Below are 13,221 nucleotides of genomic sequence, written 5' to 3'. Positions count from 1 at the left end.
ACCCAATTCAATGGCGAATTGAGCCCACAAGCCTGCCTGCATTCACCCGAGAGAAGTCATGCGAAGAACGAAAGCCGAGGCAGCCGAAACCCGGGAAGCGATTCTGATAGCTGCCGAGCAGGTTTTCCTCGAGCGTGGTGTAAATCAGTCTACACTGATGGAAATCGCCTGTCATGCCGGAGTGACGCGGGGGGCGATTTATTTCCACTTCCGCGACAAGGTGGAGATTCTTCGCACCATCATCGGCAATGTCCGGTTTCCGCAAGAAGAAATCATGCTGCAGGCAGCGGCTGTCAACCATCCCAATCCGATGCATGTGCTGGAACAATCGATTATCCAGGCACTGCAGCTTTTCTCCAAGGATGAGCGTCAGCAGAATATCTTCATCATTATCAACCAGCGATGCGAGTTCGTCGGCGAGATGGCCCCGCTTGAAGAGCGCCTTAGGGAAGCGCGCGCCAATGTTCTCTCCCTTTTCGCCGGATTGCTGGACGTGGCCGCAAGACGCGGGGAGCTTTCAAAGGAATGGACCGCTGACACCGCAGCACCGATCCTGCTTTCCATGCTAAGCGGGCTTCTCAACGAATGGTTGCGAGGCGACAGGAACTATGATCTTGTCATTTACGGCGGCAGGGCAATCTCGATACTCGTTCAATCTCTTAGAAATCAGGCATTAGAAGCCCAATAAAACGGTCGCCGGGCACAGTTCCGATATTCTCGACCCGCCGGACAGGCTATTTTGCCCGTGGCGGGTTTCAACCGATCGTGAATGCCAGACTTCAAAATTGGGAGAGACACTCGACTCTTTTTTAATTTACGCTTACGTCAATGTAACTCTTGCGAAGAGAGCAAAACTCGACCACATTTATCAATGAGGGAGCCGTCCGTGGGGCGGATGGCTTGGGAGACGGCGGGCGCACAGGCTGCCCAATACAGGACGGAGCAATCCGGGGAGAAGAAATGGCAAAAAAAGCGACTGGGCAAAGTGCATCCGTAGTCGAATCCATCACCGCAGGATCGCCAGCCAATGGCGCGCCAGTGCCGGAAAAGATCTGGTTCAAGTCTTATCCCGCTGGCGTTCCGCACGAGATCGACCTGAGCAAGGCAACTTCCATCGGCGATATGATTCTGGCATCGTGCCGACAATTCGCCTCCAGCCCTGCCTTCACCTGTATGGGCAAGGATCTGTCCTACAAGGAACTCGATGAACATTCGCGCGCGCTTGCTGCTTTTCTACAGTCGCGGGGCCTCGTAAAAGGCGACCGTGTCGCGGTGATGATGCCGAATATCCTGCATTATCCGATTGCCTTCACGGCGATCCTCCGCGCAGGTTTCGTTGTCGTGAATGTCAATCCGCTATATACGCCGCGAGAGCTGGAGCACCAGTTGAAGGATTCCGGCGCCAAAGCGTTGATTGTTCTGGAGAACTTTGCCGCGACGGTAGAAAAGACCCTTAGCTCTGTCGACGTTCCCAATATCATCGTCGCCTCGATGGGCGACATGCACGGCCTAAAGGGCCATATCATCAATCTCGTTGTGCGCCGCGTGAAAAAAATGGTGCCGGCTTGGAACATTCCGGGGCATACCTCCTTCAAGGATGCACTGGCTCAAGGCCGCGCCCAATCCTTCAACCCAATTCCCGTACAGGGTTCCGACCTTGCTTTCCTGCAATATACCGGAGGCACGACCGGCATATCGAAAGGTGCCATGCTGACCCACAGCAATATTCTTGCGAATGTGGAGCAGATGCGTATCTGGATGGAGGTTGCGTTCCGCAACAAGGGCAAGCCCAAGGCCCTGAATTTTGTGTGCGCCCTGCCGCTTTACCACATTTTCGCGCTTACCGTGAATGCGATGATCGGCGTTAAACTCGGGGCGCGCAATGTCCTCATCCCCAATCCACGCGATATTCCCGGTTTCGTGAAAGAATTGAAGAAATATCCGTTCCATATCTTCCCGGGCCTCAATACGCTGTTCAATGGCCTCATGAACAATCCCGATTTCCAGGCGCTGGATTTCAAACCCCTGATCCTCACTCTCGGCGGCGGCATGGCCGTGCAGCGCCCGGTTGCCGAGCGCTGGCAGAAAATGACCGGCTGCCATATCACGGAAGGCTACGGCCTTTCGGAAACCTCGCCGGTCGCCTGCGCCAATGCACTTGACGCAACGGAGTTTTCCGGCACCATCGGCTTGCCGATGCCGTCAACCGACGTCGCAATCCGTGATGATGACGGAACAGACCTCGCGCTCGGTGAAGTCGGCGAAATCTGCGTGCGCGGGCCGCAGGTGATGGCCGGATACTGGAACCGTCCCGACGAAACCAAGCGTGCGATCATGCCCGACGGTTTTTTCCGCACCGGCGACATGGGCTTCATGGATGAACGAGGCTACACCAAGATCGTTGACCGCAAGAAGGACATGATTCTTGTTTCCGGCTTCAATGTTTATCCGAACGAGATCGAGGAAGTAGCCGCGGGTCATCCGGGGATCGTGGAATCGGCTGCCATCGGCATACCGAACGAACATTCCGGCGAGGTCGTGAAACTGTTCGTCGTGCGCAGCGACCTCAACCTGACCGCAGATGACGTCAAAGCCTATTGCGCTGAACGGCTCACCAATTACAAGCGCCCGCGCGAAGTCGAGTTTCGCGAGAGTCTACCGAAAAGCAATGTCGGCAAGATTTTGCGGCGAGAACTGCGCGACTAGAGCATTTCCAGCAAAAGTGTGAAACGGTTTTGCGTTCGGAAATGCGGCAAAAACAAATAGATAGAGCGGTTCCAACGATTCCGTCAAAACAGGAACCGCTCTAGGGCATCGGCCCGAAAATCGGAATCGATTTTCTAAAAGCACGACGCTTGGATTCAATAGGTTAGAGTATTGAACAGGATGTGATTGCGGTCGGATATCTTATCCGGCCGCAATTGTTTCAGAGCGTTTTCATACAGAGGGCGGCGCCAGCAGTTCAGGCAATCCGGCAACGCTGTCCAGCACCACATCGGCATGTGGCTCGAGCGCCTCGCGCGGACTGTTGCCCGACAGGACGCCCACTGCCAGCCCTGCCCCCGCCGCGTGGGCTGTTTCAAGATCATGAAGATTATCGCCAACCATGGCGATCTCGTGCGGAGCCAGCCCCAGCTTTTCAGCAAAATAAAGCAGCGGATCGGGATAGGGTTTCGGGCGTGCCGCCGTGTTGTAGCCGATCACTACGTCGAAAAACCCGTCGATGCCCAGCGCCTTGGCCGTGGCATGGGCACCCGCCTCGGAATCGTTGGTGGCAATGCCCAGCCGGAAGCCCATTGCACGAAGCGCATCAAGGGTTTCATGCAAGGCTTCTATGGCAACTGCCGAGCGTGCGCCTTCAGTGACGCAGTAAGCGTCATATTCTTCGACAAGCTCGCGCAATTGCCTGGGCATCACATCCGGGTGCCAAAGCGAAACGATGTCTTCGACCGTACCGGCAGCGATAACCGAATTGGCGCGGAAGCGCTCGGTCAGCCAGTCATAACCGCCGGCATCGAGCAAGGCGCGCGCCCGCAGCTCGTCGCCTTTCGCGGCGCGCTGCGCAAGATGCCATGAGATCGAAAACCAGGTGCGGTCGAAATCGATCAAGGTGCCGTCCTTGTCGAAGAGGACGGCACGGATTGATTTGATGCGTTCTGTGGAAAGCTTTTCGCTCATGCTTCCAACGCGCCGGCACGCTTCTTGACTGCTGAAGGCTTCAGCCCAAGCAATTTGAGGAGATCATCGCCGCGACGCACATAGCGCAGCGAACGACGGGTCAGGATGCGCCCGTCCTGCGGCGCGGTCAGCGTAATGTCGCCTTCCGGTTCACCCGGTCTGGTTACGACTGTGACGAGCTTCGCGCCCGCTTTTACTTCATCGCCGGGTGCTACATGATAGAGCACCATGCCGCCTTCCGGCGCTCGCAGCATCTCGACATGCGAAAGCGGCGTGACAAGCCCCTTATATTCGGTTGCGAGCCGCACATCGTCGTCGCGAACGACACCGCGATGCACGAGGAATTTATACAAGCCTTCGGCGTCGCCCTTGCCCATATCGGCATAAACATCGCTCAAGCCGCGAAATTCGACTGTCGTAACCGCCCGGCGCTTCATGTTGCGCTTGTCCGCTGGCAGTTGCAAAACAGGATGCGCGCAGGCTTCCTCAAAAGCCGCATCGGCGGTCGTATCCCATGCGAGGATCGCCGTCGAATTGAGCGCGATGGCCAAATCTTTCATGTCCTCGGCAAATTCTTCAGCGATATAGACGTAGTTTTCGCTCTCGTCGTCGCAATGCAGATCGAGAACGATGTCATTCGGCAGGGCCAGCTTTAAAAGCGTCGCCTTGAGGCGCTGTGCCAAAGCGACTGGCGCATCCGGCTCCGGAAGCTCCGACGTGTCGAAATCCGGCAGCAGCGGGAAAGCGCGGTTGAAATTGGTCAGCGAGAAGGTCTCGAAACGACCGAGATGCTGATGGGCCTGCCACTGATTGGAGCCGATCGGGTTGGCTTGCGGAACAACGGTAATATTGCCAAGAACGCGGCCTTCCTCCGCCGCCTTCTTCAACATCGGAACCAGAAAATGAAGAGCCGCTTGCCCCGGAAGTTCGGCACCGTGAAGCGACGATTGCAAATAGGCGGAAGGCGCATCGCTGTCCTTGCCGGCAAAGCGCAGCACACGCAGCTCGATGGCATTTCCCGGTACATCGCCGGCAAATTTTACAATCTCGGTTTTCATTTCATGCCCCATTTTCATTCCTCATGAAGAGAGCCGGGTTACGAACCCGGCTCTCCTTTATTTCTAGCTGTGCAGAGAATGCCGTCAAGCTTTCCTTCGCGCATGCAGATGGGCGACAAGCCCTTGCGTGGATGCGTCGCGGCCGTCGCTCGCTTCCTGCCCCGACACCACCGGCAGAAGTTCGGTGGCCAACTCCTTGCCAAGCTCGACGCCCCACTGATCAAATGCATTGATGCCGAAAATCTGCGCCTCGACGAAAACACGATGCTCGTAGAGCGCGACCAGACGCCCGAACGCGAACGGATCGAGCTTGTCGTGTATGAGGGTCAGTGACGGGCGATTGCCGGAGAAGACCCGATGCGGCGCAATGCGTTCGACTTCGCTTTCCGGGAGATTCTTCGCCTGCAACTGCGCGCGCGCTTCGTCCAGCGTGCGCCCCTTCATCAAGGCTTCCGACTGCGCGAGGCAATTTGCGAGCAGCATTTCATGCTGGTGATCGAGGTGCTTTTCATGGCCCTTTGCCGCAACGATGAATTCCAGCGGGATGGTGTCGGTGCCCTGATGCAGAAGCTGGAAGAAGGCGTGCTGGCCGTTCGTGCCGGGCTCGCCCCAGACGACCGGGCCGGTGGGGCCGGAAACCGGCTTGCCGTCGATCGTGACGCTCTTTCCGTTCGATTCCATGTCCAGCTGCTGCAGATAGGCCGGGAGACGGGCAAGGCGCTGATCATAGGGAATGATCGCACGGCTGCCATAGCCGCAGATCGCGCGGTGCCAGTAACCGATGAGGCCGAGCCAGATGGGCAGGTTCTTTTCCAGCGGCGCGTCGCGGAAATGCACATCCATCGAATGTGCGCCTGCGAGGAACTTGCGGAAGTTATCGGGTCCAATCGCGATCATCACCGGCAGGCCGATGGCTGACCAGACTGAATAGCGTCCGCCGACCCAATCCCAGAAGCCGAAGACGCGTTCTTCGCCGATCCCGAAAGCGGCGACCTTGTCGAGCGCGGTGGAGACGGCGGCGAAATGGGCGCCAACGGCTGCTTCGCCCAGCGCCTCTGCAACCCATTTGCGCGCGGTCTGCGCATTGGTCATGGTTTCGATGGTCGTGAACGTCTTGGATGCGATGATGACAAGCGTCGTCGCGGGATCGAGAACGCCAAGCGTATCGGCAATATGAGCGCCGTCGATATTGGACACGAAATGCGCGCGCGGGCCGTCATGATAAGGAGAAAGAGCCAGCGTTGCCATGACGGGTCCGAGGTCGGAGCCGCCAATGCCGATATTGACGATATCGGTGATTTTCTTGCCCGTCGCGCCTTTTATGGCACCAGACCGGATGCCGTCCGAAAATGCCGCCATACGGTCGAGCACTTCCTTCACATCCGGCAGAACATTGTGTCCGTCGACGAGTACTTCCTTCGAGGAGGTGTCACGCAGCGCGACATGGAGAACGGCGCGGTCCTCGGTATTGTTGATATGCTCGCCCGCAAACATCGCGGCGCGACGGCCTTCAACATCGGCAGCAACCGCCAGTTCCTTGAGAAGCGCGATCGTTTCGTCGTTGACCCGGCATTTCGACCAGTCAAACAAAAGGTCATCCAGAGATAACGAATACCGCTCGAACCGGCCCGGATCCGATTTGAACGCTGCCCGCATGTCCTGCGGAGCCGAATCTGCCCAATGCCTTTTCAGCTTTGCGACCGTTGCTTCAAGCTTCGTCGCGTCTCTTGCCATGATGCTACTCCCGAATCAAATCGATTTAATTGCGGACATTAAGCGCTTTAGAGAGGATTTGCGGCAAATAAATTACCGAACTTCCAATTTGGACAGAGTGTCATATACACCATATTGATCAATTTAGGGTGATCCATCCAGAGCGCGTTTCGATCCGGCCCATTCAGATCGGCGCATTTCTGCTAGTTGTTTTGGCGCATTTGATCCGAAAACGGTTTCACTTTTCGGAATGCGCTCCAGGAGTGAAGCATGGACCTGACCGGAGAAGAGCGGATTGCCGCACCAAGACAAGCCGTCTGGGACGCGCTGAACGACATTGAAACGCTGAAATCCTGCATTCCCGGCTGTGAAGATATTGAGCGAATTTCAGAAACGGAAATACGCGCCGCGCTCAAGGTGAGTTTCGGAATCCTGAAGGTTCGCTTTCATGGCATTCTGGAATTGTCGAACATGAGACCGCCGGTCTCCTACACAATTTCGGGCCACGGCGAAGGCTCCATAGCGGGATTTGCCCATGGGGCGACTGATGTGCGTCTGGATGAAGATGGCGACGACACGATATTGTCCTACGCCATCCGCGGCGATGCGGGCGGCAAGGTAGCGCAGATCGGTACGAAACTGCTGGGCTCGGTCGCGCGGAAGATCGCCGACCGGTTCTTCGCCAATATCGCAGAAGCGGCGTCGAACGCCGCCGCAAAAACGACCTGATCAGGCTTCAATCTTGTAAAGCTGCAACGTGTTCCCTAACAATTCAGTATTCGACGTTTCGAAATACTTCCTGAAAGCCCGCTGGCATGAAACCCAGAGATATCGCGACCTATGTTTTTCTTGCCGTAGCATGGGGATTATCGTTCCTCGTAGTTTTGCGCGTCGTCGAAGCCTTTGGCTGGGTTGGCGCGGTGGCGTTCCGCTCCTTCATTGCGGCGGGGACGCTCTTTGCAATTGCGAAACTCTCCGGACGCAAGCTTGATTTTCATGCTGGCTGGAAACCTTTTGCCGTTGTTGGCGCAACCACCGTTGCGGGCCAGTTGATCGGCCTTTCCTACGGCACGCCGCTGATCGGGACAGCGATGGCCGCAATCTGCGTTGCATCCATTCCGCTGTTCTCGATGATCATCAGCCAGTTATGGGGGCTTGAGCGCATCACCTCGCGCGGTCTTGTCGGCCTGCTGCTCGGCGTCACCGGCATCGTGCTGCTGGTCGGCTTTCCGGCTGTTGCCGTTACGCCCGCCTTCGTCATGGGCTGTGTTGCCGTGCTTTTCTCCTGCTTTTCAGCAGCTTTTGGCAGCAACTATGCCAGCCGTCGCCTTTCCGGCACCGGCTCGTGGGAAACCACCATCGGCGCATTCGTTTTTGGCGGCATCCTCACCTTGCCGCTCATCTTCGCGGTACCCGTGCCAGCCATGCCGGGACTGGTCGATTTTCTTTATCTGCTTATCTCGGCCTGCGTGATGAGCGCCCTCACCTATGTGCTTTATTTCAGGCTGGTCGGAAATGTCGGACCGACAAAAGCCATCAGCGTCGAATTTGTCGTGACTGTCATCGCGGTTCTCGTGGGTGCTGTCTTCCTGAAAGAACAGCTTTCCCTCATCCAGTTCGTCGGCGCCGCCGTCATTATCGGCGGGTGCGCTCTGGTGCTGAGCTCCCGCCCCGCGCTGCCGGAGGAAGCTGAAACTTTCTCGAATACAGAAGCGACAGCACAATCCGCCCCGCATAAGCTCAAGTCCGATCCGCTCTAACTCTTTCTGATAGATGCATATCAATACCGGATATCAGGACCTGCGCTGCCCAAGCCGGGTCCTTTCGGCATTTGTGGTGGCCGATTGTCATAAATTGACCAGATGATAAAAAATTTGACCTTCCGAGAAAATCTGTCATCCTGTCCTTAACGGGCATCATGCGGCGGTAAAGATCGCAGCCCGGGACATAGTTGCGGCGCGCAAAGGGAACCCGCGCCGAACGCAAGCAAAAATGGGAGATGCGATCCATGAATCTTTTGAATCAGGGAGCAGCAGAGAATCCACCTGTTGATGCAGTCGACAATCCGGGGCACGCAAACGGGCCGGACATCCGCGGTGCGCGGCTTCCGAAGGCCGATTATGCGCATGTTTTCGATGATCTGCATCCACCGCTTACCAGGCATGAAGCCTTGGTTGAGTCCGATCGCTGCTATTTCTGCTACGACGCTCCGTGCATGAATGCCTGCCCGACAGGCATCGACATTCCGATGTTCATTCGGCAGATCAATGCTGGCAATCCTGTTGGGGCTGCGAAGACCATCCTTTCGGAAAACATTCTCGGCGGCATGTGCGCTCGTGTTTGCCCGACAGAAACGCTCTGCGAAGAAGTGTGCGTTCGCGAGATTTCGGAAGGCAAGCCGGTCAAGATCGGTGAATTGCAGCGCTACGCCACCGACGTTCTGATGGAAACCGGCAATCATCCATTCAAGCGCGCGCCTGAAACCGGCAAACACATTGCCGTGGTGGGCGCGGGTCCAGCCGGTATCTCGGCTGCTCACCGCCTTGCGATGCATGGCCATAAGGTGACTGTCTTCGAAGCCCGGCCCAAGGGCGGCGGACTTAATGAATATGGTATCGCCGCCTACAAGACGGTCAATAATTTCGCGCAGCGCGAACTGGAATTCGTGCTCAAGATCGGTGCGATCAATATCGAATATAACCAGACGCTCGGTCAGGATATCACCATCGAAGCGCTGAAAGCCGGCTATGATGCTGTTTTTCTCGGCATGGGCATGCCGGGCGTCAACGGCCTGGGTCTTGCTGGCGAGGATGCGCCTAACGTTATCGATGCGGTCGACTACATCGCCAATCTGCGCCAGACAAAGGATCTTTCATCCCTGCCCGTAGGCCGCAATATCGTGGTTATCGGCGGCGGCATGACCGCAGTGGACGTTGCCATCCAGACCAAGAAGCTCGGCGCTGAAAACGTGACCATCGTTTATCGCCGCGGGCAGGAAAACATGAATGCCAGCGCCTATGAGCAGGAACTGGCACAGATCCACGGCGTGGTCATCCGCCACTGGCTGCAGCCGCACGCCCTTGAACGGAACCAAGACGGCACCGTCAATGCCGTGGTCTTTGAATATACCGCTGTCGAAGGCGGCAAGCTTTCCGGCACCGGGGAATATCTCGTTCTGAAATCCGATCAGGTCTTCAAGGCTATCGGCCAGACGTTCGAGCCGGAACCGCTGGCCGGTTCAGGCATTGGGCTCTCCAAGGGCCGCATCAGCGTCGATGACGAACGCCGCACATCGGTCGAGGGCATATGGGCAGGCGGCGATTGCGTCGCGGGCGGCAAGGACCTGACCGTCGCATCGGTGGAAGACGGCAAGATTGCCGCTGAATCGATCCATGCAACTTTGATGAAACGTCCAGAAGCGATCGAGGGCTTTGCGGATGCGGTGCTTTCAGGGAGCGCGCTCCATGCCCCGGCTCCGGCTTTGCGGGACCGCGGCGTTCATCTGGGCCAGGAACAGGGCTGAGGAGATAGAGAAATGGCTGATCTTTCAACGAATTTCCTCGGTATCAAGTCTCCAAATCCGTTCTGGCTGGCTTCGGCTCCGCCGACCGACAAAGCTTACAATGTCGAGCGGGCCTTCAAGGCTGGCTGGGGCGGCGTGGTCTGGAAGACGCTTGGCGCGGAAGGCCCGCCGGTGGTCAACGTCAACGGGCCGCGCTATGGCGCGATCCATGGCGCCGACCGCCGCCTGCTTGGCCTCAACAATATCGAGCTGATCACCGACAGGCCGCTCGAAGTGAATCTGCGTGAAATGAAGGAAGTGAAGATGCGCTGGCCTGACCGCGCATTGATCGCCTCGATCATGGTGCCATGCGAAGAAGAGGCCTGGAAAGCCATCCTGCCTCTGGTGGAAGAAACCGGCGCTGACGGCATTGAGCTGAACTTCGGCTGTCCGCATGGCATGAGCGAACGCGGCATGGGCGCGGCTGTCGGCCAGGTGCCGGAATATGTCGCCATGGTCGTCAAATGGTGCAAGCAATATAGCCGTATGCCGGTGATCACCAAGCTGACGCCCAATATCACCGATATCCGCAAGCCCGCTCGTGGCGCGCACGCGGCGGGCACGGATGCCGTATCGCTTATCAACACGATCAATTCCATCATCTCAGTCGATCTCGACAGCATGTCGCCGGTTCCCTCCATTGACGGGCGCGGCAGTCACGGAGGCTATTGCGGTCCGGCAGTGAAGCCGATTGCGCTCAACATGGTCGCGGAAATCGCCCGCGATCCTGAAACGCACGGCCTGCCGATTTCAGGCATAGGCGGCATCACTACGTGGCGGGATGCGGCAGAGTTTATCGCGCTTGGCTGCGGCACGGTGCAGGTCTGCACGGCTGCGATGACCTATGGCTTCAAGGTCGTTCAGGAAATGATCGACGGTCTTTCCGACTGGATGGACAGCAAAGGCTATCAGACGCTGGATGACTTCCGTGGCATGGCCGTGGGCCACGTCAGCGACTGGCAATATCTCAACCTCAATTATGTCACCAAGGCGCGGATCAATCAGGACCTCTGCATCAAGTGCGGACGTTGCCATATTGCCTGCGAGGACACGTCGCATCAGGCGATCACCAATCTGGTCAATGGCGCGCGCCACTTCGAGGTGATCGACGAGGAATGCGTTGGCTGCAATCTCTGCGTCAATGTCTGCCCGGTCGAGGACTGCATCACCATGGAGCAGATCGGCGGTTTCGATCCGCGCACCAGGGAACCGATCCCGGCGCAATATGCCAACTGGACGACCCATCCCAATAACCCGATGGCCGTCAAGGAAGCCGCCGAATAAAACATAGACGCCGGGCAATGCCCGGCGTTTTTTATGCGCTGATGCGGGTGCCCTTTTCCGGCTCGAACACGTGGCTGGTTGCCGGATCGATCGCAATGGTCAGCACATCGCCGGGGCGCACGGTCAGGCGCTCGCGGAACAGGCACGTAACCGGCTGGTCGCCGAGCCTGCCCATGACCATGATTTCCGAGCCGGTCGGCTCAACGATCTCCACCGTAACCGGCACACCGCTATCGGCAATCTTCATATGCTCAGGGCGCATGCCATATACGGCCTTGCCTGACAGGCTTGCATAATCGCCCTGAGGAAGCGGCATACGGAAGCCGCCTTCGGCCACGAACGAGCCTTCTTCGATCTTGCCGTTGATGAAGTTCATCGATGGAGACCCGATGAAGCCCGCGACGAATATATTGGCCGGACGGTCATAAAGATCGAGCGGCGCACCGATCTGTTCCACCAGACCATCCCGCATGACGACGATCTTGTCGGCCATGGTCATGGCCTCGATCTGATCGTGGGTCACGTAGATCGTGGTGGTCTTCAGGCGCTGATGCAGCCCCTTGATTTCGCCGCGCATCTGCACACGCAGCTTGGCGTCGAGATTGGACAGCGGCTCATCGAACAGGAACACTTGCGGATCGCGGACAATCGCACGGCCCATGGCCACACGCTGGCGCTGGCCGCCGGAAAGCTGGCGCGGAAAACGGTCGAGCAGCTTGTTGAGGCCGAGGATTTCAGCGGCGCGCGCCACACGGCTGTCGCGCTCTTCCTTCGGGGCATTTTTCAGCATGAGCGCAAAGCCCATATTGTCGGCCACAGTCATATGCGGGTAGAGCGCATAATTCTGGAACACCATGGCGATATCGCGTTCCTTGGCGCGCAGGTCGTTGACCACGCGCGGCCCGATGGCAATTTCGCCGTCGCTGATTTCCTCAAGTCCTGCGATCATGCGCAGAAGCGTCGACTTTCCGCAGCCCGACGGGCCGACCAGCACGACAAATTCACCGTCCTGAATATCCACGGACACGCCATGCAACACGCCGACATTGCCATATTTCTTGATTGCATTTCGGATGGATACAGATGCCATCTTGACCTCAATTCCTATTTGACGGCGCCTGCGGTCAGACCGGCAACGATCTGGCGCTGTGCGAATACGGTTAGCAGCAGGACCGGCAATGTGACCACGAGGGCTGCGGCTGCAAGCGGACCCCAGCTGACCTGCTCGAAGGACAGCATGTTGTAGACCGCGACCGGCAAGGTTCGCGTCTCGCGGCTTGCAAGCACGATGCCGAATACGAAATTGTTCCACGAGAAGATCACCGCAAGGATGAGCGAAACGACGATGCCGGGCTTGGCAATCGGCAGAGCGACTTTCATGAACACCTGCCACGAGGAGGCACCGTCGATAATGGCGGCTTCTTCCAGTTCCAGCGGCGTTGTCTCGAAATAGCCGATCATGATCCAGATCACGATAGGAACGGTGACGACCAGATGGATGATGATCTGCGGCCAGAGCGTGCCGAGCAGGCCCAACGTCTGGAACAGAAGGAACAGCGGGATCAGGTAGGACAGGCCCGGCGTCATGCGGGCGATCATGATTACGATTGCCGACTTGTGCGCCTTGAGCCGCGCAATGCCATAGCCCGCCGGAACACCGACCAGCAGCGCAAGCAAGGTCGCCATGCCGGTCACAAGCAGGCTGTTCCAGAAGTAGAGCAGAAAGTCGTTGGCCGCGAAAATCTCGGTATAGTTCGACCAGGCGAAACGCTCCGGGATCAGGATTGGCGGGTAAGCGCCATTGTCGATTTCATATTTCAGCGAAAGCGACAGCATCCAGACGAAGAAGAAGATCGCAGGCGACACGATGATGAAGACCAGGAGTGCCGTGCCAAGCTTCGAAAGAATTGATTTGCGTGCCATGGT

At 57.5% G+C, this 13,221-nt stretch carries 11 protein-coding genes; 6 read left to right on the top strand and 5 right to left on the bottom strand.

Annotation, left to right across the window (positions count from 1 at the left end; translation table 11 throughout):
* Positions 1-58 precede the first annotated feature (58 nt).
* Positions 59-688 (top strand): TetR family transcriptional regulator, encoded by a 630-nt coding sequence (locus tag F9K78_RS12320; protein WP_121985663.1) that lies wholly within the window; start codon positions 59-61, stop codon positions 686-688.
* 272 nt (positions 689-960) lie between these two features.
* Entirely contained in the window at positions 961-2,706 is a 1,746-nt protein-coding gene (locus F9K78_RS12315) for a long-chain fatty acid--CoA ligase (RefSeq protein WP_121985664.1), read from the top strand.
* 231 nt (positions 2,707-2,937) lie between these two features.
* Here the strand turns inward: F9K78_RS12315 and F9K78_RS12310 are convergent, their stop codons facing one another.
* The 3 genes from F9K78_RS12310 to pgi form a co-directional block, all read right to left on the bottom strand.
* On the bottom strand, positions 2,938-3,678 hold the full coding sequence (locus F9K78_RS12310; protein ID WP_121985665.1) for an HAD family hydrolase: 741 nt from the start codon (positions 3,676-3,678) through the stop codon (positions 2,938-2,940).
* Positions 3,675-4,736: a succinylglutamate desuccinylase/aspartoacylase family protein gene (locus tag F9K78_RS12305; RefSeq protein WP_121985802.1), complete on the bottom strand. Its 1,062-nt coding sequence runs from the start codon at positions 4,734-4,736 to the stop codon at positions 3,675-3,677. The genes F9K78_RS12310 and F9K78_RS12305 overlap by 4 nt, the downstream gene beginning before the upstream one ends.
* 84 nt (positions 4,737-4,820) lie before the next feature.
* Positions 4,821-6,470 (bottom strand): glucose-6-phosphate isomerase, encoded by a 1,650-nt coding sequence (gene pgi / locus F9K78_RS12300; RefSeq protein ID WP_121985666.1) that lies wholly within the window; start codon positions 6,468-6,470, stop codon positions 4,821-4,823.
* Between the two features lie 249 nt (positions 6,471-6,719).
* On the opposite strand from pgi, the gene F9K78_RS12295 reads away from it, so the two are divergent.
* The 4 genes from F9K78_RS12295 (at position 6,720) to preA (ending at position 11,295) form a co-directional block, all read left to right on the top strand.
* Entirely contained in the window at positions 6,720-7,178 is a 459-nt protein-coding gene (locus tag F9K78_RS12295) for an SRPBCC family protein (RefSeq protein ID WP_121985667.1), read from the top strand.
* Positions 7,179-7,264: 86 nt separating this feature from the next.
* A complete protein-coding gene (locus F9K78_RS12290; RefSeq protein WP_121985668.1) occupies positions 7,265-8,209 on the top strand; it encodes a DMT family transporter in 945 nt (314 codons plus the stop codon).
* Between the two features lie 239 nt (positions 8,210-8,448).
* Positions 8,449-9,972 (top strand): NAD(P)-dependent oxidoreductase, encoded by a 1,524-nt coding sequence (locus F9K78_RS12285; protein WP_122066580.1) that lies wholly within the window; start codon positions 8,449-8,451, stop codon positions 9,970-9,972.
* A 12-nt stretch (positions 9,973-9,984) separates the two neighbouring features.
* Positions 9,985-11,295, top strand: a complete 1,311-nt coding sequence (preA, locus tag F9K78_RS12280) for an NAD-dependent dihydropyrimidine dehydrogenase subunit PreA (RefSeq protein WP_121982878.1) — start codon at positions 9,985-9,987, stop codon at positions 11,293-11,295.
* Positions 11,296-11,326: 31 nt separating this feature from the next.
* Here preA and F9K78_RS12275 read toward each other — a convergent pair whose 3' ends face one another.
* Together F9K78_RS12275 and F9K78_RS12270 are read right to left on the bottom strand one after the other, a co-directional pair.
* Positions 11,327-12,385, bottom strand: coding sequence for an ABC transporter ATP-binding protein (locus tag F9K78_RS12275; protein WP_121985669.1), 1,059 nt, complete (start codon positions 12,383-12,385; stop codon positions 11,327-11,329).
* 14 nt (positions 12,386-12,399) lie between these two features.
* On the bottom strand, positions 12,400-13,218 hold the full coding sequence (locus tag F9K78_RS12270) for a carbohydrate ABC transporter permease (protein ID WP_121982876.1): 819 nt from the start codon (positions 13,216-13,218) through the stop codon (positions 12,400-12,402).
* Between the last annotated feature and the right edge of the window lie 3 nt (positions 13,219-13,221).

This window comes from Brucella pseudintermedia, assembly GCF_008932435.1.
GTDB classification, from domain to species: Bacteria; Pseudomonadota; Alphaproteobacteria; order Rhizobiales; family Rhizobiaceae; genus Brucella; species Brucella pseudintermedia.
Note: the sequence above shows the minus strand (reverse complement) of the source record. Positions and strands in the feature narration are given on the sequence as shown.

Bases quoted from the DNA above. Each gene is read 5' to 3' on its own strand.
- F9K78_RS12320 (WP_121985663.1), top strand. From the start codon at position 59: ATGCGAAGAACGAAAGCCGAGGCAGCCGAAACCCGGGAAGCGATTCTG.
- F9K78_RS12315 (WP_121985664.1), top strand. From the start codon at position 961: ATGGCAAAAAAAGCGACTGGGCAAAGTGCATCCGTAGTCGAATCCATC.
- F9K78_RS12310 (WP_121985665.1), bottom strand. From the start codon at position 3,678: ATGAGCGAAAAGCTTTCCACAGAACGCATCAAATCAATCCGTGCCGTC.
- F9K78_RS12305 (WP_121985802.1), bottom strand. From the start codon at position 4,736: ATGAAAACCGAGATTGTAAAATTTGCCGGCGATGTACCGGGAAATGCC.
- pgi (WP_121985666.1), bottom strand. From the start codon at position 6,470: ATGGCAAGAGACGCGACGAAGCTTGAAGCAACGGTCGCAAAGCTGAAA.
- F9K78_RS12295 (WP_121985667.1), top strand. From the start codon at position 6,720: ATGGACCTGACCGGAGAAGAGCGGATTGCCGCACCAAGACAAGCCGTC.
- F9K78_RS12290 (WP_121985668.1), top strand. From the start codon at position 7,265: ATGAAACCCAGAGATATCGCGACCTATGTTTTTCTTGCCGTAGCATGG.
- F9K78_RS12285 (WP_122066580.1), top strand. From the start codon at position 8,449: ATGCGATCCATGAATCTTTTGAATCAGGGAGCAGCAGAGAATCCACCT.
- preA (WP_121982878.1), top strand. From the start codon at position 9,985: ATGGCTGATCTTTCAACGAATTTCCTCGGTATCAAGTCTCCAAATCCG.
- F9K78_RS12275 (WP_121985669.1), bottom strand. From the start codon at position 12,385: ATGGCATCTGTATCCATCCGAAATGCAATCAAGAAATATGGCAATGTC.
- F9K78_RS12270 (WP_121982876.1), bottom strand. From the start codon at position 13,218: ATGGCACGCAAATCAATTCTTTCGAAGCTTGGCACGGCACTCCTGGTC.